Source organism: Pantoea sp. SGAir0180 (assembly GCF_043546245.1).
Genome location: NZ_CP028071.1, coordinates 3516689 through 3536597 on the forward strand (window position 1 = coordinate 3516689; position 19909 = coordinate 3536597).

Genomic DNA, 19909 nt, shown 5'->3' on the forward strand with positions numbered 1-19909 from the left:
GGTTATTTTTACTTTGGCATCATTTATCAGGGACACATTGTGCGCCAACTTCCGCTGCTGCTCGTTTGCCTGCTGCTGCAGGCCTGTACACAAACGCAAAAAGGACTCGAACAGACGGTGATAATGGCCATCGAAGGGCCAAAAGATGTCACTGTCACGCCTCAGGAAATTGATGCGCTGCCCTACGCCAGCCTGTATGCACGTATTAATGACGGCCCACGCATTTTTGTCGTGCTGGGTTACAACGAAAACGGCCAGCAAAAATGGATTACGCGCGACCAGTCGATGCTGGTAACGGCCCACGGCAGGCTGATTAAAACGCTGGGCCTGCCCGACAACCTGATGAACGTCAGTAACCTGCAACAGGATCCGCTGGCGAAAGGCCTGTCGCTGACCAACGGCCAGCACTGGACGCGGATTGTGCAGTGGACCGGGCAGGGCAAATTCCAGAGCGCCACCGTCAGTTCCACTTTCGAGCGTGGCGATGATGAAGTCCTGACGATTGCCGGAAACCGCATCCCCTGCCGCGTCTGGCATGAGGCGTTACGTATCGACAGCCTTGGCCGTGAGTGGCAAAACACGTTCTGGATCGATAACAGCAGCGGTCAGGTCGTGCAATCCCGACAGATGCTTGCTGCCGATACCTTCCCTGTTGAAATCACCATTCTGAAGCCGGCGAAATCATGAAAAAAATAACGCTATTGTTGGCAGGCGTGAGTCTGCTTACCAGTCTGGGTGCCCGTGCCGCAGGTCAGGTTACCGTCCATGCCCCGCAGGACACCGCCAGTGTGCAGCTCAATCAGGTCGAAAATCTGGCGCAGTTGGTGACGCAGCCCGCATTAATGGCCCAAACCGACTGGCGACGGGCCGTGATTGCTGAGCAGGGAGCGACAACCCAGGCCCGGCAGCAGTATCAGCAGGCCCTGGCCGCGCTGCGTACCTGGCGGGCGGACAGCAGTGGTGAACAAGCCGCCGCCATTGACGCGGTGATTCGGCAGTTCAGCAACATGAAGGTGACGGGCCGCCAGTTCGTCACGCTGGATCCTGATCGCATCCGGCTGCATTCAGCAGACAATCGCCGCCTGGACGGGCGTTATGATCTCTATCTCACTCAGCCCAGTCATCATGTGCTGCTGCTGGGCGCGATTGCCGGAGCCGGACGCGAAGCCTGGCAACCGGGCAAGTCCGTGCGGGAATACCTGCGTGACCATCCACGGCTGGCCGGCGCAGAACGCAATTTCGCGGTTGTGATTGCGCCAGACGGAACGACGCAGAACGTCCCGATTGCTTACTGGAACCATCGCCATGTCGAACCTGAACCTGGCAGCATTATTTTTGTGGGCTTTTCCTCATGGAGCCTGCCAGGCGCCTTTGACGATCTGAATAGCCGCCTTGTTTCTGTACTGACTCACCGGATACCAGACTGATGAAAAAACGTTATCTTCTCAGCCTGTTGGCTGTTTCAGTTGCAAGCGCCTGCCAGGCGCAGGCGGAAATGTATGAGGCGCCCGTCACGCCGTCGCAGTCTGATTTCGGCGGCGTAGGGCTGATGCAGGTACCGACCGCGCGAATGGCAAGAGAAGGCGAATTCAGCCTTAACTTCCGCGATAATGACCAGTATCGCTACTATTCCGCCTCATTACAGCTTTTCCCCTGGCTGGAAACGACTGTGCGCTACACCGATGTTCGGACACGACGTTACAGTGCGGTAGAGAGTTTCAGTGGTAATCAAAGCTATAAAGATAAAGCCTTCGATCTGAAACTGCGGCTGTGGCAGGAAGGATACTGGTTACCTGAAGTCTCGTTCGGTACGCGCGATCTTGGCGGTACCGGCTTATTTGACAGTGAATATCTGGTCGCCACCAAAGCCTGGGGGCCCTTTGACTTTACGCTGGGCTTTGGCTGGGGCTATCTGGGCAACAGCGGAACCGTTTCCAACCCCTTCTGCTCTTACAGCGACAGCTTCTGTCAGCGCCCGGGCGTGGGACAGGCTGGCTCGATTAACGGTTCTCAGATGTTTCACGGCCCTTCTGCCGTGTTCGGCGGTATTGAATACCAAACGCCGTGGCAGCCGCTGCGCCTGAAAGTGGAATATGAAGGCAATGATTATAAAGATGATTTTGCCGGACGCCTGCCGCAGCGCAGTAAAGTTAACGTCGGTGCGATCTACCGCGTAACTGACTGGGCGGATATCAATGCCAGCTATGAGCGCGGCAATACCTTTATGTTCGGCTTTACCATCCGGACTAACTTTAACGATATGCATCAGGATCATATCGACAGCCCTAAACCGGCCTATGATCCGCATCCGCAGCCGAAATTGCTGGAGACCACGGTGACAGGCAATCAGCTGTCTGCGCTGAAGTACGACGCAGGCCTGGCGGGCCCGAAAATCCAGACCAAAGGCAATACGCTGTATGTATCGGGCGAGCAGACCAAATATCGCGATACCCGCGAAGGGGTCGACCGCGCCAATCGTATCATCATGAACAACCTGCCGGACGGCATCGATACGATTAACGTCACAGAGTCGCGCTTCAATATGCCGCAGGTGACGACAGAAACGTCCGTTGCCAGCCTGCGTAATGATCTGACTGGCTACCCGTTAGGACATGAGCAGTCTCTGCAGCAGGTACGCAAAAATCCGGTCGATCCGGGTCAGACCGAGCAGGGGATGTTTATTCGCAAAGATCGCCTGGATTACGGTCTGTCTCCGGTACTCAATCAGTCTGTCGGCGGCCCGGAGAGCTTCTATCTGTATCAGGTCGGCGTCATGGGCAACGTCGATTACTGGCTGACCAATCATCTGCTGGTCAGTGGCAGCCTGTTTGCTAACGTGGCAAATAACTATAACAAATTCAATTACAACGGTGCCCCCGCCGATTCCACCCTGCCCCGCGTGCGTACGCATATTCGTGACTACGTTGAGAACAACGTTTACGTCAACGATCTGCAGGCTAACTACATGGATTATCTGGGCAATGGTTTCTACGGCCAGGTCTATGGCGGCTATCTGGAAACCATGTACGGTGGTGTCGGGGGCGAAGTGCTTTATCGTCCGGTGGACAGCAACTGGGCGGTGGGCGTAGACGCCAACTATGTGCGCCAGCGTGACTGGAACGACATGATGCGGTTTACGCATTACGAAGCCCCGACCGGCAACCTGACAGGTTACTGGCGGCCGTGGTTTGCGGAAGATGTGTTGGTTAAGGCCAGTATCGGCCAGTATCTGGCGAAGGATAAAGGCGTCACGCTGGATGTCTCTAAACGCTTCGACAGCGGCGTCATGGTCGGCGTCTATGCGACCAAAACCAATGTCTCCTCTCAGCAGTACGGCGAAGGCGACTTTACGAAAGGTTTCTACATTTCCATCCCAATGGATCTGTTTACCGTGACGCCAACGCGTGGCCGTGCGCAGATTAACTGGGTTCCGCTCACCCGCGATGGCGGTCAGATGCTGGGACGCAAGTACCAGCTGTATGACATGACCTCGGATCGCGATGCGCGGTTCAACTGATAAAGAGGGCAGCCTGCGGGCTGCCTTCTTTTTTGTCTGCGTCGTCCTCAGCTGAAAGGCCCGCGCGCCACGCCGCTCACCGACGTGTTTTTACAGCCGCATAATCTTCCACCCGATCGCGCTGGCTTTGCGCCACCGCAACATAGCGGCTGGCAGGATGACTAAAATATCTGCCTCACCTTGACGCGCCTGACCACATCACAAATTACCCCCACAGGTTTCATTCCAGCGTGTGCCTTCACATCCGGCCAGGCCCGGCGGATTGCGGAGACGGAGAGCAGGTCTGACCAGCGCACCAGCGTTTGCATTTACGGTGATTAAAACGAAAATGGTTTCCACTATGTGAAAGGAGAGACTCTATGGCTACGCCTGTTGCCGCCAAACGCGGTAAAAAACCTCGCAGCACGTCGGCACCTCCCGCTCAGGCTGGCGGTCAGGTTCAGTCACTGACACGGGGGCTGACGTTGCTGGAGTTGATCGCCAGTTCACAGGGTAGCGTGGCACTTACCGAACTGGCACAACAGGCGGGTTTACCAAACTCGACCACCCATCGTCTGCTGACCACAATGCAGCAGCAGGGCTTTGTACGCCAGGTGGGCGATCTGGGTTTCTGGACAATCGGCGCGCATGCGTTTGTGGTTGGAAGCAGTTTTTTGCAGAGCCGCAACCTGCTGGCGCTGGTGCATCCGGTGTTACGTTCACTGATGGAGAGTTCGGGCGAAACGGTCAATCTGGCGGTGCTGGACCTGAGCGACTTCCAGGCGGTCATTATTGACCAGGTACAGTGCACGCAGCTCATGCGCATGTCCGCACCGATCGGCGGCAAGCTGCCCATGCATGCTTCCGGAGCGGGCAAAGCCTTTCTTGCCCATCTCAGCGACGACAAAGTGACCGCGCTGCTGCACCAGAAGGGCCTGCATTACTACACACCCAATACGCTGATGTCTCCGCAGAGCCTGAAAACTAACCTGGCACAAATACGTACCCGTGGATTTTCTTTCGATGACGAAGAGCATGCGCTCGGCTTGCGTTGCGTGGCGGCACCCATTTATGACGAACACGGCGAGCCTTTTGCCGCGCTGTCGATTTCGGGTCCAATTGCCCGCATGACTGACGATCGCATTACCGAACTGGGCGCGCTGGTCATTCGGGAAGCGCGCCAGGTTACCCAGGCTTACAGCGGTCGTTAAGGAACGGGCTTCGCACCGTGCGCGAGTCCGGAAATCGACGCGTAGATCACTGGCGCGATCCAGCGCGCCAGTGGATGATGGCCTGTCATATCAGGCGCTTAGTAAACCTTTATAGACGGCATCACGCACCATCACAGGAAACTGCCCATTCACCCCCTCCGGTGTGGTATTGGTCATGGCGACCACGCACAGCGCGTTTTGACGATCCACGAACCAGGTGTGTCCATACGCTCCACTCCACGACAGCGTACCGGCTGACTGAGGCGACAGGGCAGCATCCGGATCCACCAGCAGTGCCCAGCCCACACCAAATCCCCATCCCGGCCCCTGCGTAGCCCAGTTTGCCGTCACGTGTTCCTGCGTCATGTAGTCAAAACTTTCACGCGTGATTAGCGGCGCGCCTTCACGCCGGACGGTTTCCAGCACTTGCATAAAATCGAGGGCCGTTCCTGCCACACCGCCGCCGCCGCACGGCCAGGCATCGGGTTTGAGAATACGGCCGGGGCTAAAAATCGCGGCGCCTTCACCGAAAGGGATCTGCTGATTATCACGCATGACTGAAGGCACCGGGTTGTCGTCCGTGTAGACCGTGGTTAATCGCGACGCGTCTCTGACGCTAAACAGCGTGTCTGCCATCCCCAGTGGGCTCGTTATATGGTGATTCACCAGTTCTGGCAGGCTTTTACCGGTCGCCCGTACCATGATTTCACCGAGGACATCGATGCCCAGGGAATAACGCCAGCCGGTGCCGGGACGGAACTGTAACCGGGTGCCCGCAAGGCGCTTCAGATTCTCTTCCAGGGTGAGTCCGGGCTGATAGTCGATGCCGTCTGACACATTGCGTGAGTGATAAAGCGAATCCGCCGGGGCGGAATAACGATAGCGTAAACCTGACATATGGCTCAGCAAATGCCGCACCCGGATAGTGGCTGGCTCACCGTTCTCAAGGCAGGGACGGAAACCCGGAAGCCAGCGGGTGATATCGTCGTCCAGTGTGATATCCCCTTGCTCGATCAGGCGCATAGCGGTCAGGCTGACAATGGGTTTGGTGAGTGACGCAAGACGGTATATCGCATCCACAGACATGGCTTTATTTTGCTCTCTGTCCGCCCACCCCGCCGCCCGTTGATAAATCAGTTTTCCCGCCTGAGCCACCATCACTGTGGTACCCACAACACGCTGGCTATTAATCGCATGATCAATAACCGCATCCATTGCGGCTTCGAACTTTGCCGGGGCAGGAGAGAGTCCAGAGGTAAAATAAAACATAATGAAGTCCTTTTTTAATCAGAAGTAATGAGAAAGATAAAACATCCAATCTCAGGCAATATTTAATCTTTAAAGAATGTATTCACTTAGATAATTTAATAATGAAAAATAAAAACCAAACCACAATAGTTAAACTAGATAACATCTCATCATTAAATAACACACGCCTTACATAATAACTCTCTCCCATTTTCAACTGGTCAACCAATAGGGAATTTGAGTCTACCTTATCGGCATCCATAGTATTTGTGACCGACCTCTTTTTTTTAAAGGGCAGAATGATTACCATGCTCTACGCCGAAAATACGCGTATTAACGCATCAGTACAAATAACAGCGCGCCTTTTAGAGAACACAGAGCGGGGCATTATTCTGGTCAACCAAAATTTACCACGCTAAATAACGACGTTAAAAATTACTATTTATTTAACAAAAAATACTCACCTGCATTAAAGACTGACAACGCAAACACACACCCGCGTTGTTTATTCTTTAGGGCTTTATTTAAAAGTTCGCATTACTTTTTCATGCTTATACGACACCTGAATGCGTCTGAGCGCCACTCCGATTTTATTAAGGGAATATTATGACAACGTTAGCACAGCCCGTGCGCAGAAAAGTGGGGACAGGCACCGCCATTGGCTATGGCATTACTGATATTTTTGGCGGTGGGTCCATGGCTTTAATCGGTACATGGTTACTGTTTTTTTATACGACGTTCTGTGGGCTTTCAATGCTGGAAGCCAGCTCAATTTTTGCTATTGCCCGTATTATTGATGCCATTCTGAGTCCGGTGATGGGATATATCACCGATAAATTCGGCAGTACCCGGCTCGGTAAGCGCTTTGGTCGCCGTCGCTTCTTCCTGCTCATCAGCGCGCCAATGATGTTTGTTTACGCGCTGGTCTGGGTCAGCGACATGAACTACTGGTACTACCTTGGCACCTACCTGGCGGTAGAACTGCTGGTTGCCATGGTGCTGGTACCGTGGGAAACCCTGGCGGCAGAAATGACCAATGATTTTGGTGAAAGAACACGGATGGCCGCCATCCGCCTGACATTTTCTCAGGTAGGAACCTTCCTGACCGCTTCGGTGCCGGGCATTGTGATTCAGTATTTTGGCCAGGATTCGGCGCTGACCTATACCTACACCGGTATTATGTTTTCCTGCCTGTTCTTTATTGTGGTGTTGATTACCTGGTATTGTACCTGGGAGTCAAAAGATATGAACCCGGAAGAGTTTGAACGGCGCAATACGGGTCCCAGCCTCGGATTATTGAGCCACCTGAAAAATATGTTTGTCGAGTTAATGACAACATTCAAAATAAAAATATTCAGACAACATTTAATTATCTATATCTCTTCATTTACTGCACTGGATATTTTTATTGCTGTCTTCGTTTACTTTGTTGTCTATGGTTTAAATCTGGATGCGGCCAACGCGTCGGCCTATCTTTCCATTGCGACGTCCGTCTCCATTCCTTCCACGCTGCTTTTCATGTTTATGCTGGATAAACTGAATGTCAGGCCATCCTACGCCATGCGTATTTCCTACCTGTGTATTTTAGGTGTGCTGGGTTATCTGATTTTAATGTTTATCGGCCATTCGGCAGTGTCGTCATGGTGGTTGACCACGCTCATTTTTGTCCTGCTGGGTTTTGGCCGTGCGGGGCTTTACTTTATCCCCTGGAATATTTACAGCTTTATTCCCGATGTGGATGAAATGGTCACGCGTCAGCGGCGCGAAGGCGTTTTTGCTGGCGTCATGACGTTGATGCGAAAAAGTACCGTGGCCGTCGCCATTATGGTGGTGGGTGCGGTACTGGAACACAATCATTTTGTTAAAGGCCAGTTAATTCAACCGGAAAGTGCGCTCAATGCGATTACCGGGCTCCTGGTCTTCGGCACCGGCGGTCTTTACTGATCAGTTTATATATGACCTTCAAATTTAAACTGACACGCGAAACGCATCGGGTATTGGTGAATGAAATTGATCGCCTCAAGGCAGGCGGCGATAAAGCCGACTGCACACCCGAAACCAAAGACGTCGTGAAAGCCCTGACGGGCTACGACTACGAGCAGGTCTGGCAACAGGATAAATGCACCCGGCCTTAATCTGGTCGGGTTGACGCGGGTCAGGAAAGGTAAAACGCAAGGCATGCGGATAACCGCCCGGCCCGACGTCATCCGGCTCTGTTCACATACGGTATGGATACGTGATGAAAATTGCCCTATTTTGCATTCTGCTTGTCAGCCTGTTTTTCCCGTCCTCTCCGCTTTATGCTGCCGCGATTAATGACGATGAGGACAGCCTGCGCATTCGTCTGAAAAACGATTTTCGGCGGGCCGACAAACCCAGCGCGGGTTCAGATCGTCATATTTACGCCTGGGTACAGGGTGGGCTGATTGATGTGAATACGCGCTATTACAATGACGTCATCGGCGTGAGCGCGGGAGCGTATTATGTGTACAAGCTGGGTGCAAACGCCGGCTGGAGCACCCGCTATTATCTGGACGGCCACGACAGCTTTGGTGTGGCCATTGGCGCGGTCAAACTTAAACCGGCAGAGAATCTTCGCCTGACGCTCGGGCGGTTTGGGACGGATTATAGTTACGGCAGTCTGCCCTGGCGCATCCCGTTGATCGCCGATAATTCGTCACGCACGATACAGACGATTTCTGAAGGTGCACTGGCCCACTTTGAGGCGACAGAGAATCTGGAATTCTGGTCAATGTGGCGTAAGCGCGCGTTCTATTATGTCGACGCTGCCACGGGCGTGCGTGATGAAGGCGTGATTAACAGCACAACAGGGAAATACCATCCCCATCGGAGCCGCGGCTATCTGGTGGGATCCTGGCACGATGCTTCTTCGCGGTATTCACTGGGTGCCTCTTATCAACAAGATGTATCGACTCAGGTGCAAAGCATCGTCGAAAAAACCTATGCCTTTGCTGACGCTCGCGCACTCAAATGGGAGCTGATGGGTTTTTATGGTCAGGTTGAGGGGATGAGTAAGCCTCTCAGTTATCACCACGAGACGGCGTTGATTTCCGGGCGATTAACCTATTCGTTTGCGAATGCCCGGTTATTTGGTGCCGTGGGTAAGCTTACCCATGATATTGATGGTCGCATTATCTATACGGATATTGGCTATCCCGACTCGCTGAGTATTGATCGCAATAAAGAAGGCATGCTGTCTGTACAGCTTGGCGGACAATATTTCTTCACCCCGAACGTCGGCGTTATGCTGGGCCCGATTCTTACCCACGGTTATGAAGACAAACAGCGCCACACCAGAATCAACGGAGTGGGCCTGATGGGCGCGATCCTGTACAACGTCGCAGAGGGCCCGTTTAAAAGCCTGAACATGTATATTGCCGCCGACAGAGCCAGGGAGAAGCGCCCCGGTAGCTCACTGGGTGACCGGCTCAATTACTGGGATGTGAAAGCCGGTATGCAATATGACTTCATGCTGAAGTAACAAATCATCAGATGAAGTAGTCTGTATGTTTCCAAAGTGGCATCTCTTGATGCCGCTTTTAATTATTCTCGCAATTTATTGTTAAATAAAGAATAAAACAGCGTGCCAACGCGTCAGCCTGCTTATCTTAACGTGCGCTGAACCCTGTTATCCCGATCGTGAGGTGGTAAAATTTTTGCCGCAACGGTATCTGACGGGAGCATCACTATGAGATCTGTCTCTCAGCAACGTCCTTATCAGCAAGTCGCCGCAAAAATCCGGCAGCGCATTGTGGAAACGCCCTATCGCCCGGACGGGCGCCTGCCACCCGAGCGTGAAATGGCTGGCATGCTTAACGTCAGCCGCACCGTCGTTCGCGAGGCGCTCATTATGCTGGAAATCGAAGGGCTGATCGAAGTCAGACGGGGAGCCGGTATTTACGTCACAGCGCACAGCTCTCCATGCCGTATTAGTGAGGCAAATCCCTCCTTTCACAACGATGCCGGCCCGTTTGAGCAGCTTCAGGCGCGACAATTGCTGGAAAGCAATATCGCGGAGTTTGCCGCCCTGCAGGCGACACGGGCGGACATCATCAAAATGCGTCAGGCTTTGCTGCTGGAAGAACGCGAGCTTACCTCGTGTTCGCTGGGAAACCCGGAAAAAGGTGATATGCACTTTCATCTGGCCATCGCTGAAGCCACGCATAACAGTATGCTGGTCGACGTATTTCGCCAGTCATGGCAGTGGCGCGAAAACAACCCTATGTGGATTCAGCTGCACAGTCATCTTGGCGATACCCAATATCGTAAAGCGTGGCTGGTCGATCACCGGCAAATTCTTGCCGCGCTGATCAAAAAAGATGCCCGCGCCGCTAAGCTGGCTATGTGGCAGCATCTGGAAAATGTGAAGCAGCGTTTACTGGAATTTTCCAACGTGGACGATCTCGACTTTGATGGTTATCTGTTTGACTCCTGGCCGCTGGCAAAGAGTGACGGCTGAAGCGGTTCCCGTTCCTGGTCGGGGTGCTCTGGGATTTTATGCCGCGGTGCAAGCCTGCTGCCATAGCGCACACAGAAGCGCTGGGCGGGCTGCCAGGCAATAACATCCTCAATATGCCCCTGCGCAATGCGCCGCTGCTGGGCGCGCCACCAGCCCGCGTCAAAAATTTCCGGATGCCGTTGCTGGAGCAGCGCACCGACTTTCGGCTCACTGCACAGGGCATAACGAAAGGTTTCAGGAAAAACATCATCTGGCCCAACGCTGTACCAGGGCTCGGCGCTTAACTCGTCCTCCTCGTAACGCGCCGCAGGCACGTCACGGAAATGGAGTTCCTGCATCGGGCGAATCTCATCGTAGTCATAAAACACCACGCGTCCATGACGGGTGATGCCAAAATTTTTAAACAGCATATCACCGGGAAAGATATTAGCGGCAGCCAGTTGTTTGATCGCGTTGCCATATTCTTCAATGGCCTGAGCACGTTGGCTGTCGCTGGCCTCAGCCAGAAAAAGGTTAAGCGGCTGCATACGACGTTCCAGCCACAGATGACTGATGATCAGGCGAGCGCCTTCAATACGCATTTTTCCGGCAATCGTATTCTGGAACGCCACCAGCAGTGCCGGCGTAATGCGTGCGAGCGGCAGCGCAAACTGTTCAAAGGCCTGCGTGTCAGCCATGCGTCCCACACGGTCATGTTCTTTAACCTGCTGATAGCAGGCCCTTACCTGCTCTTCCGTGACCTCTTTTTGCGGGGCAAAGCGATCTTTGATGACTTTGAACACCCGATCAAAGCCCGGCAGCGTAAAGACCAGCATCACCATGCCAGGGATGCCTGGCGCAATCTCAAAGGCGGCATCCGTTTGCTCCAGCGCCTGCAGATATTCCCGGTAGCTTTCCGTTTTGCCATGTTTCTGGCAGCCGATGGCCATATAACGTTCTGCCAGCGTTTTACCCGGTAAGACAGGCTTCAGCCATGCGACCAGCGCGCCGGGTAATGGGGCATAAACCATGAAGTACGCGCGGGCAAAGCCGAACACGATGCTGGCCTCGTTCACATCCGTCAGGCAGGTATCGATCCACAATTCACCTTGCTCGCTGCGCTGAACCGGCAACAGGCATGGCAGGATAGCGTCGGGCAGATGCAGGCGAGCCACGATCCAGGCGGTTTTGTTGCGGTAAAACAGCTCACAACAGACGTCCAGCCAGCCCTGTGCCAGTTGCGCGGAAGAGAACGCCTCATGCAAATGGCGTACAATCCAGGCTTCATCGCGCGCCTGATCCTGCCAGGGCAGCGTCAAAGGCACATCGCGTAGCACCTCATGCAGCAGTGTTTGCCAGCCCCGATCGGGCCGATAGGTTCGCGCCAGTGGACGCGAAACCTGACGTTGTGGCGCAGGCGGTTGCGAGCTGAAGATAAATAACCGTTCCGGCTGTAATGCATGGTGACCATGCAGCCGGCAGTAAACGGAATTGAAAAAGCTTTCAGCAATTTCATAACGCGGATAACCGGGTAACAGGGTTTCATAGTGGTTTTTGATCTTCAGCCAAAAAGCATCGTCCCAGTGCGCCGCCCCGTTCAGTGCGCGCAGTTGATCGGCAACCAGCGCCACATGGTGGTCATAAAGATGAATTCGTGCCTTCATAGCCTGCTGTACGGCCAGCCACTCAGCCTGTTCAAAACGCTGCTGAGCACCCGCCGTAATATCAAGAAAACGGCCATACTGCGCATCGAAGCCCTGCAGAATGGTGTGCGCGATTAGGGATTCACGTGGCGGCATAATCCACTCCTGAAAAAGCCCGCCCACCGTTACCGGGCGGGAAAGACACAGACTTCACTCAAAACTGATGCTCTTCGGTCGATCCGGTCAGCGCCGTAACGGAGGACTGACCGCCCTGAATAATCGTGGTGACCTGATCGAAATAGCCGGTGCCCACTTCCTGCTGATGCGAGGAAAAACTGTACCCCCGCTCCCGGGCAGCGAACTCTGGTTGCTGGACTTTTTCAACATAGTGACGCATGCCTTCGCCCTGAGCATAAGCCTGTGCCAGGTCGAACATGTTGAACCACATGCTGTGAATACCGGCCAGGGTAATGAACTGGAAGCGATAGCCCATCTCACTGAGCGCCTGCTGAAAGGCCGCGATGGTGCTGTCGTCGAGGTTCTTTTTCCAGTTAAACGAAGGCGAACAGTTGTAAGCCAGCAGTTTACCGGGAAAGCGGGCATGGATGGCTTCGGCGAAGCGCTGCGCCATCGCCAGGTCGGGCGTCGACGTTTCACACCATAGCACGTCAGCATAAGGCGCATAAGCCAGACCGCGGCTGATAGCCTGCTCGATGCCGGCATGAGTGCGGTAGAAGCCTTCCGCGGTACGATCGCCACGGATAAACGGACGGTCATAGTCATCGCAGTCAGAGGTGATCAGGTCAGCGGCATCGGCATCCGTTCGCGCCAGCAGAATGGTGGGAACACCCATCACATCGGCGGCCAGGCGTGCAGCAACCAGTTTCTGTACGGCCTCCTGGGTAGGCACAAGTACCTTGCCTCCCATGTGGCCGCATTTCTTCACGGCCGCAAGTTGATCTTCAAAGTGGACCGCTGCTGCCCCTGCGCTGATCATCGCCTTCATCAGTTCAAAGGCATTCAGCACGCCACCAAAGCCCGCTTCGGCATCCGCCACGATGGGCAGAAAATAGTCGATAAAGCGGCTGTCGCCCGGTTCAATGCCATTGGCCCATTGAATCTGATCGGCACGTTGAAAGGTCTGATTAATCCGGGTGACAACCTCAGGCACCGAGTTCACCGGATACAGCGACTGATCGGGATACATTTGCCCCGCCAGATTGGCATCGGCGGCTACCTGCCAGCCAGAGAGGTATATGGCTTCTATTCCGGCTTTGGCCTGCTGCAATGCCTGACCGCCGGTTAAAGCGCCGAGGCTATTGACGTAACCTTTGCGCGCGCTGCCATTAAGTAATGACCAGAGTTTACCGGCACCCCGCTCGGCCAGCGTACAGGCTGGCAGAACTGAACCGCGCAGCGAGATAACATCTTGTGCGCTGTAAGGGCGGGTAATTCCCTGCCAGCGTGTTTCCTGCCAGTCTTGTTCGAGTTGCTGAATCTGTTGTGTACGTGTCATGGCAACCACTCCTTATGTCAGGGAAGCAGGCGATAGCCCGGCAGAGTAAGAAAAGGAACCAGTTCGTTTTCGGTAGTGATTTGCGCCATTAATCGCGCTGCTTCCTCATAACGACCTGAACTGAACGTCTTATCACCCAGATTCATCTGCAGCGTGTGCAACTCATCGTTGAGCAACTGCTGAAACAGCGACGCCGTGACCTGCTGCCCATCGCGCAGGGTTTTCTTGTGATGGATCCATTGCCAGATAGAGGTACGGGCGATTTCGGCGGTGGCGGCATCTTCCATCAGGCCGTCAATAGGAACGCAGCCGTTGCCGCTAATCCAGGCTTCGAGGTATTGCAATGCCACACGGATATTGGCGCGCATCCCTGCTTCCGTTCGATCGCCTTCGCAGGGCGCCAGAAGCTGTTCGGCCTGCACCGGAGCGTCTTCGTGGCGCAGAACATGAAGCTGATTGGGGTGATCGCCCAGCGCCTGGTTAAACACCGCCATTGCGGTATCGGCCAGGCCTGGATGTGCGATCCAGGTGCCATCATGTCCGTTACTGGCTTCGCGCTGCTTGTCTTCCCTGACGCGCTGCAACACCCACTGATTACGTGCGCTGTCTTTACTTGGAATAAGCGCTGACATACCGCCCATAGCAAAGGCACCGCGGCGATGACACGTTTTAACCAGCAACCGCGAGTAAGCATCCAGAAAAGGCTGAGCCATGGTCACGGACTGACGATCAGGGAGAACCCGATCTTCATGTTCCCGTAATGTTTTGATGTAGCTGAAAATGTAATCCCAGCGCCCGCAGTTCAGGCCTACGATATGATCGCGCAGATTCCACAGAATCTCGTCCATCTGAAACACGGCGGGCAGCGTTTCAATTAAGACTGTGGCTTTAATTGTGCCTCGCGCCAGATCAAAACGATCCTCAGCGAAGCTAAAGATCTCTCGCCACCAGGCCGCTTCCTGCCAGCTTTCCGTTTTAGGCAGATAAAAATAGGGACCGCTACCTTTCGCCAGGAGATTCGTGGCGTTATGAAAAAAGTAGAGTGCAAAATCAAACAGGCCGCCGGGAATGGCATTGCCCTGCCATCTGACATGTTTCTCTGACAGATGCAGCCCGCGTACCCGACACATCAGGACAGCCGGATCGGCGCGAAGCTGGTAGATCTTGCCTGTCTCGCTGGTATGAGACAATGTGCCAGCCACGGCTTCACGCAGGGTTTGCTGCCCTTCCATCAGCTTTTCCCAGGTCGGTGCCAGGGAATCCTCAAAGTCAGCCATAAATACTTTTACGTTCGCATTCAGGGCATTAATTACCATTTTGCGATCCGGCGGTCCGGTAATCTCCACGCGACGATCCCGTAAATCCGAGGGAATACCGCGAATCGTCCATTCTCGCTCTCTGATGGAAGCCGTTTCCATTTCGAAATGAGGTAACGACCCGGCATCGTACTTTTTTTGTCGTGCCTGTCGCGCCGCTAATAACGTATCGCGTTGGGGAGCAAAACGGATAACCAGATCCTGTAAAAACGCGACGGCCTCTTCAGTAAGAAGCTGTTTTTCAAGATGATAAAAGGGCTTCTGGAAGTGTAATTCGTGGGTAATAACTGAGTCTGTCATGCTTGCTCTCTCCTGTTTACAGGCAGATCAACATGGTCGATCCACAAATAGGGTGATTAGTGAGCTACAGGATCAGAGCATATGTATTTTAAATTTAAAATCAAAAACTATTTCCATTTTAATTAAATATTATATTTATATCATTGAAATTTATGGTTTTATTTTTACTTTCCTTTAGGTAATGCCTTTCAAAGCTTTTTAAGGATGAAAAAAAACCGTGTTGCCAGCCAGCTAACACGGTTCAGTTGTAATGAAAGTGCGCTTATTCCAGCGTCGGATTCATATGGCGCAGATCAAACGGCGTAATTTGATAGACGTAATAGTTCAGCCAGTTTGAAAACAACAGGTTTCCATGGCTACGCCATGTGGCGCGTGGATGACGCTGCGGATCATCGTGGGGGAAGTAATTGTACGGCACGTCAGGGTTCAGCCCTGCGTCATAGTCGCGCTGAAACTCTCCCGCCAGTGTTAACGCATCATATTCCGGGTGACCCGTAACGAACACCAGCCTCTTGTCCTTGCTTGCCATCAGGTAGGCACCGGTTTGTTCCGATTCAGCAAATAATTCCAGATCGGTGTAATCGGTGATCAGCTGAGTGGGGAAATCCGCATAACGCGAATGCGGAGCGAGAAAATTATCATCGAATCCCCGCGTCAGTAAGGCATGGGGATGGAGAATCTGATGTTCAAATACGCCTGCAAGTTTCGTCTGTCGGGTTTGTTTAGGAATACCATACAAAATATTCAGTGCTGCCTGTACAGCCCAACAGACAAACAGGGTCGAGGTAACATGATCTTTCGCCCACGCCAGCACCTGCTGTATCTGGGGCCAGTAGGCGACATCGTTAAATTCAACCAGGCCCAGCGGCGCACCTGTAACGATTAAGCCATCATAGTTATCGTGCTGGATATCCTCAAAGTTACGGTAGAAATTATTAAGGTGATCGCTGGGTGTGTTACGCGATTCACGGCTGTCGATACGCAGCAACTGGACATCAATCTGCAAAGGTGAGTTAGAGAGCAAGCGCAGGAACTGGTTTTCGGTCTCAATCTTTTTAGGCATCAGATTAAGTACCAGAACTTTAAGTGGGCGGATCTCCTGAACACTGGCGCGCGACGACGTCATCACGAAGACATTTTCGTTACGTAAAAAATTCACTGCCGGTAATTCATCGGGAACCCTGATTGGCATGACTTAATCACCTCTTGTAACCATATATACGTTTAGACATCCAGACAGCCAAAGATAACGGCTCTTTTGCTAAATGTCGAGTCTGCATATCGACAGGTGAAAAAGTTTCAAGGCACTGTTACAGCCCGCACTGGTGGTTCAGAGACAGGCTTTACCTTGTGCGGGCTTTCTGAAACCATACGGCGGCAAAAAACCGTAACGCCGCAAAATACGCTGTGCCTCATCAGTATGGAGGAAGGCGGCAAGCGGCATGGCGGAGGGTGAAAGAGTGGCCCAGCCGTATTGCGCCCGTACGTTGTAAGCAGGGGGAATATTAAGCACCAGAAGGGACTGGTGATGCCTCAGGCGGGGCGCATAACTGGCATAGCCAATAAAGAGTTCAGCGTAGCCTTCATCAATGAGCCACTAGGCTGCCAGTCTGCCAACAGGAACAGGCAGACTGTCCGGGCCACCAACCAGGGCGTTTGCTTTGTTCCGGATTCGGCTGCCCTGACCGGGATATCGCTGCTCAATGTTTTCGAATAACTGCCACGTGTAATCCCCTGAGGGATCGTACAGGGGCGTTGAGGTTGCCAGCCGTAAATCATCACGTTGCAGTAATGACAGCCAGTCGTCTTCTGCAGAGACATCCTCCCGCCTGGCAGTCAGACACAGCCTGTTATCGATGAAATGACCGGTGTCCTCTGCCAGACCTTGTCGCGACAGGCTTGTGGGATGCTGCAGGTTGGCCGAAACAAACATGTCACCGACTTCACCCTGTTCGATGCGCTGACGCAGTAAACCAGCCGGGCCATAGTGTGTTTGTGTCGTTATGCCGTATTCCGCGCTGAACGCGGCAACCAGCACCGGCCACACATCGCGCAGACTACCGGCCGCCAGAATCTGGAGAGGTTTCATGATAGGCGGTCCGGTAAAAGCGGCGATACCAGCGGTCGGCCCGCTGCTGCATATCCACATCGCGAAATTTGTCAGGATAGAGTTTTTTCGCCATCCACAGTTCACCTAACCCTATGGCTTCTGGCATCGGATAGCCCCATGCCTTGGCATAGTCAGGCATCAACCAGACACGGTGATGTTTGACAGCATCAATGGTCTGCCAGAGCGGATCGTGCTGAATCGCCTGAACAACCTGCGGATAGCGGTTCTGCACAAAAATTACCTGCGGATTCCAGACCACCACCTGTTCCATGCTGACCTGCCTGAAACCCTGAATAGTCGATGCTGCCACGTTCAGTGCGCCAGCATGGGCCATCATCAGCCCCGTATATTTCCCGGCACCGTATGTCGTCAGACTGGGATTGGCCATATAGGCGCGTACACGCTGCTGTTCAGGGAGATCGTGGAGACGATCAGTCACCTCTTTACGCCCCGCAAAGGCTGCTGAGATGAGAGCTTTGGCCTGCTGCTGCCTGTTCACCACATCACCTATCAGGGTGATGCCTTCCTTTATCCCGAGATCGTAGGCCTTATCTTCATTTTGCATACTGGGATTAATTTCGCCCTGCTGCCCGGCGTCATCGTGACGCAGTGAAATCGCCAGTACAGGAATGCCCAGTGCGGAGATCTGGTCAATCATCTCTTTCGGCGCATAGTTGGTGACGAATACCACCTGTGGATGCAGTGCAATTAGCTTTTCCAGATCAACATGGGTCAAATCACCCAGCATTGCTTTATGCGTCAGCTCAGGCACCAGCGTTGCGTAATTGTCCCCTAACTGCTGTTTCCAGTTAGCCAGTATCCCTAGAATTTTATCTGTCGCATTTAACTGCACCAGAAGATTCAGCGTCTGGTGCTGAAGCACAACCACGCGATCAACCCGATCCGGGATTGTAACGTTACGACCAAGCTGATCGGTCACGATGCGGCTGGCGTAGCTGTTCCATGCGGTAAAGATAAGTAAGCCTGTAAAGACGAGGTGATTCGGTCTGATTTTCAATGAAGGTCCCCTGTAGCGTAATGTATTTGATTATATAGCGATGCACCGCGACAAGGTAAACAGTGGATGCGCCTGTCGTTGACACGGGTCTGCGTGGCAGGGATGACTGTCGGTGTCGTGGCATTTTCGATGCAGGGCGCGCCTGACAGACAGCGCCAGCCCATTGGTTCGGTTTGCTGACCTTGAAATGCGCGTATGCCCTGACATCGCTCTGCATGCTGATATCCACTTAAGAGGGCATGTTTTTAGCTGAGACAAACTACAAAAGATGAGAATAAATCGGCAGGATTAGTGCGTACTCAGCAAATACGCTTTATCCTGGTGCATTTAACCTGTTTACTTATGATTAGGGCCTGAAAATGTCAGTTCAAAATAACGTCCCCATTGTTGAAATATGTTATTTCCGTATTAAATCCCTACACAGTTAACCTGATGATATTCACTTTTACACACTGCAATTAATCTTATCAGCTTGATATTAATTAGAGCACACGACGTTAATTTTAGATCGCGTTCCTTTTGCTAATTTGATTTTAACGGAGCCAGACAGACTCCTTCATCAACCGGAATCAAGGGGTAATGTTATGAAAATCAATAAAGTATCATCAGCCGCTGCGGCTGTAGCATTGACACTGATGTCTTTTGGTTGTTTCGCCGCAGAAACGGTCTCTGCCACCTCGTTAACGCTGGATGGCGCGGTTTCTAAAATCGCCAGACAGGCTAAACAGCAGGGCGAGCATTTTAAAGTGATTAGTGCTGACACGAATAACTACGCACACGTCACCGCTGAATTATATAAATAATGTCAGTAAGTGAAATAAAAAGCCGGTTTTAAAACGCCTCCCGGCGCTTTAATTACCGGCTTTTCAAACTTTTTTATTCATATCTTACCGTGCCGACGTATATTTCCCTGCATTAACACGTAATTAAATCACCAGTATTTAGCCCCTGTACGTCCCATCTTTTCTTCCAGTAAAACGAATGCGCCCAAAGTCACGTTAAGCACAGACATAACCGTTTCTTGGATCACGGCAGGGGTGACGCGTTCGTTTGATTTACTGGTTTTGATATTGAAAGAGATCGGATGTCATAACGTCGGGATGATGGCAGGCTTACCCTGTTTCACGACATTATTTATATTCAGGAAAGGAGGCGGAAATACGTCATAAGCCATCGTTTCATCGCGTTGCTATAAACGGGATGAGAATGGGCTGACAGTCGACGGAGGGTTCCGGCATAACGGTTCCGCGCGCCCGGTCAGGCAGCAACAAAGATCTGTGAAGCCCGCAGAGGTCCGGCAGGCCCCGCCCTCCCCGGACGACGGACGTAAAAAAGCCCCGTACTTCCGTACGGGGCTTCTTCACCTGATTGATGCCTGGCAGTTCCCTACTCTCGCATGGGGAGACCCCACACTACCATCGGCGCTACGGCGTTTCACTTCTGAGTTCGGCATGGGGTCAGGTGGGACCACCGCGCTACAGCCGCCAGGCAGATTCTGTCTGCCGCACCGCCCTCTCGGGCCGCACGGCGTTATCCGGTAAACAAGGCTGAAAATTCTTCTGTCTCTCAACCCAAAACGCCTCTGGCGTTGT

At 53.0% G+C, this 19909-nt stretch carries 13 protein-coding genes, 1 rRNA gene and 2 pseudogenes; 8 read left to right on the forward strand and 8 right to left on the reverse strand.

Annotated features, from left to right (window positions below; translation table 11 throughout):
* Window positions 1-39 precede the first annotated feature (39 nt).
* The 4 genes from C1N58_RS16525 to iclR all read left to right on the forward strand — a co-directional run bounded on the left by C1N58_RS16525 (window position 40) and on the right by iclR (window position 4707).
* Window positions 40-687, forward strand: coding sequence for a YjbF family lipoprotein (locus tag C1N58_RS16525; RefSeq protein ID WP_006121542.1), 648 nt, complete (start codon window positions 40-42; stop codon window positions 685-687).
* On the forward strand, window positions 684-1427 hold the full coding sequence (locus tag C1N58_RS16530) for a capsule biosynthesis GfcC family protein (RefSeq protein ID WP_054688442.1): 744 nt from the start codon (window positions 684-686) through the stop codon (window positions 1425-1427). Before C1N58_RS16525 ends, C1N58_RS16530 begins: the two co-directional genes overlap by 4 nt.
* Window positions 1427-3517 (forward strand): YjbH domain-containing protein, encoded by a 2091-nt coding sequence (locus tag C1N58_RS16535; RefSeq protein ID WP_006121538.1) that lies wholly within the window; start codon window positions 1427-1429, stop codon window positions 3515-3517. The genes C1N58_RS16530 and C1N58_RS16535 overlap by 1 nt, the downstream gene beginning before the upstream one ends.
* A gap of 359 nt (window positions 3518-3876) precedes the next feature.
* Complete coding sequence (gene iclR / locus C1N58_RS16540; protein WP_263757153.1) at window positions 3877-4707, forward strand: glyoxylate bypass operon transcriptional repressor IclR; 831 nt, start codon at window positions 3877-3879, stop codon at window positions 4705-4707.
* Window positions 4708-4797: 90 nt separating this feature from the next.
* Here the strand turns inward: iclR and C1N58_RS16545 are convergent, their stop codons facing one another.
* On the reverse strand, window positions 4798-5976 hold the full coding sequence (locus C1N58_RS16545) for a serine hydrolase domain-containing protein (protein ID WP_394564345.1): 1179 nt from the start codon (window positions 5974-5976) through the stop codon (window positions 4798-4800).
* A 585-nt stretch (window positions 5977-6561) separates the two neighbouring features.
* Between C1N58_RS16545 and C1N58_RS16550 the strand changes: the two are divergent.
* The 3 genes and pseudogenes from C1N58_RS16550 to uxuR all read left to right on the forward strand — a co-directional run bounded on the left by C1N58_RS16550 (window position 6562) and on the right by uxuR (window position 10435).
* Window positions 6562-8090 (forward strand): annotated as a pseudogene (locus C1N58_RS16550) (MFS transporter).
* Between the two features lie 104 nt (window positions 8091-8194).
* Window positions 8195-9457, forward strand: coding sequence for a glucuronide uptake porin UidC (uidC, locus tag C1N58_RS16555; protein ID WP_394564346.1), 1263 nt, complete (start codon window positions 8195-8197; stop codon window positions 9455-9457).
* 207 nt (window positions 9458-9664) lie between these two features.
* The gene (gene uxuR / locus C1N58_RS16560; RefSeq protein WP_394564347.1) at window positions 9665-10435 is read left to right on the forward strand and encodes a Uxu operon transcriptional regulator; all 771 of its coding nucleotides are present in this window, start codon (window positions 9665-9667) and stop codon (window positions 10433-10435) included.
* On the opposite strand, the gene aceK is transcribed toward uxuR, so the two are convergent.
* The 6 genes and pseudogenes from aceK to C1N58_RS16590 all read right to left on the reverse strand — a co-directional run bounded on the left by aceK (window position 10393) and on the right by C1N58_RS16590 (window position 18317).
* The gene (gene aceK / locus C1N58_RS16565; RefSeq protein WP_394564348.1) at window positions 10393-12213 is read right to left on the reverse strand and encodes a bifunctional isocitrate dehydrogenase kinase/phosphatase; all 1821 of its coding nucleotides are present in this window, start codon (window positions 12211-12213) and stop codon (window positions 10393-10395) included. The genes uxuR and aceK overlap by 43 nt on opposite strands.
* A 58-nt stretch (window positions 12214-12271) precedes the next feature.
* The gene (aceA, locus tag C1N58_RS16570; protein WP_394550105.1) at window positions 12272-13573 is read right to left on the reverse strand and encodes an isocitrate lyase; all 1302 of its coding nucleotides are present in this window, start codon (window positions 13571-13573) and stop codon (window positions 12272-12274) included.
* 17 nt (window positions 13574-13590) lie between these two features.
* Window positions 13591-15189, reverse strand: a complete 1599-nt coding sequence (gene aceB / locus C1N58_RS16575) for a malate synthase A (protein ID WP_394564349.1) — start codon at window positions 15187-15189, stop codon at window positions 13591-13593.
* Between the two features lie 262 nt (window positions 15190-15451).
* Window positions 15452-16381 carry a homoserine O-acetyltransferase MetA gene (metA, locus tag C1N58_RS16580; protein WP_033738928.1) on the reverse strand — a complete coding sequence of 310 codons (930 nt, stop codon included), beginning with the start codon at window positions 16379-16381 and terminating at the stop codon, window positions 15452-15454.
* A 138-nt stretch (window positions 16382-16519) separates the two neighbouring features.
* Window positions 16520-17278: pseudogene (locus C1N58_RS16585) on the reverse strand (substrate-binding domain-containing protein).
* Entirely contained in the window at window positions 17247-18317 is a 1071-nt protein-coding gene (locus C1N58_RS16590; protein WP_394564350.1) for an ABC transporter substrate-binding protein, read from the reverse strand. The pseudogene C1N58_RS16585 and the gene C1N58_RS16590 overlap by 32 nt, the downstream one beginning before the upstream one ends.
* Before the next feature lie 584 nt (window positions 18318-18901).
* Between C1N58_RS16590 and C1N58_RS16595 the strand changes: the two genes are divergently transcribed.
* The gene (locus C1N58_RS16595; RefSeq protein ID WP_006122329.1) at window positions 18902-19120 is read left to right on the forward strand and encodes a YdgH/BhsA/McbA-like domain containing protein; all 219 of its coding nucleotides are present in this window, start codon (window positions 18902-18904) and stop codon (window positions 19118-19120) included.
* Between the two features lie 570 nt (window positions 19121-19690).
* On the opposite strand, the gene rrf is transcribed toward C1N58_RS16595, so the two are convergent.
* Window positions 19691-19806 (reverse strand): 5S ribosomal RNA (rrf, locus tag C1N58_RS16600).
* Window positions 19807-19909: the final 103 nt, after the last annotated feature.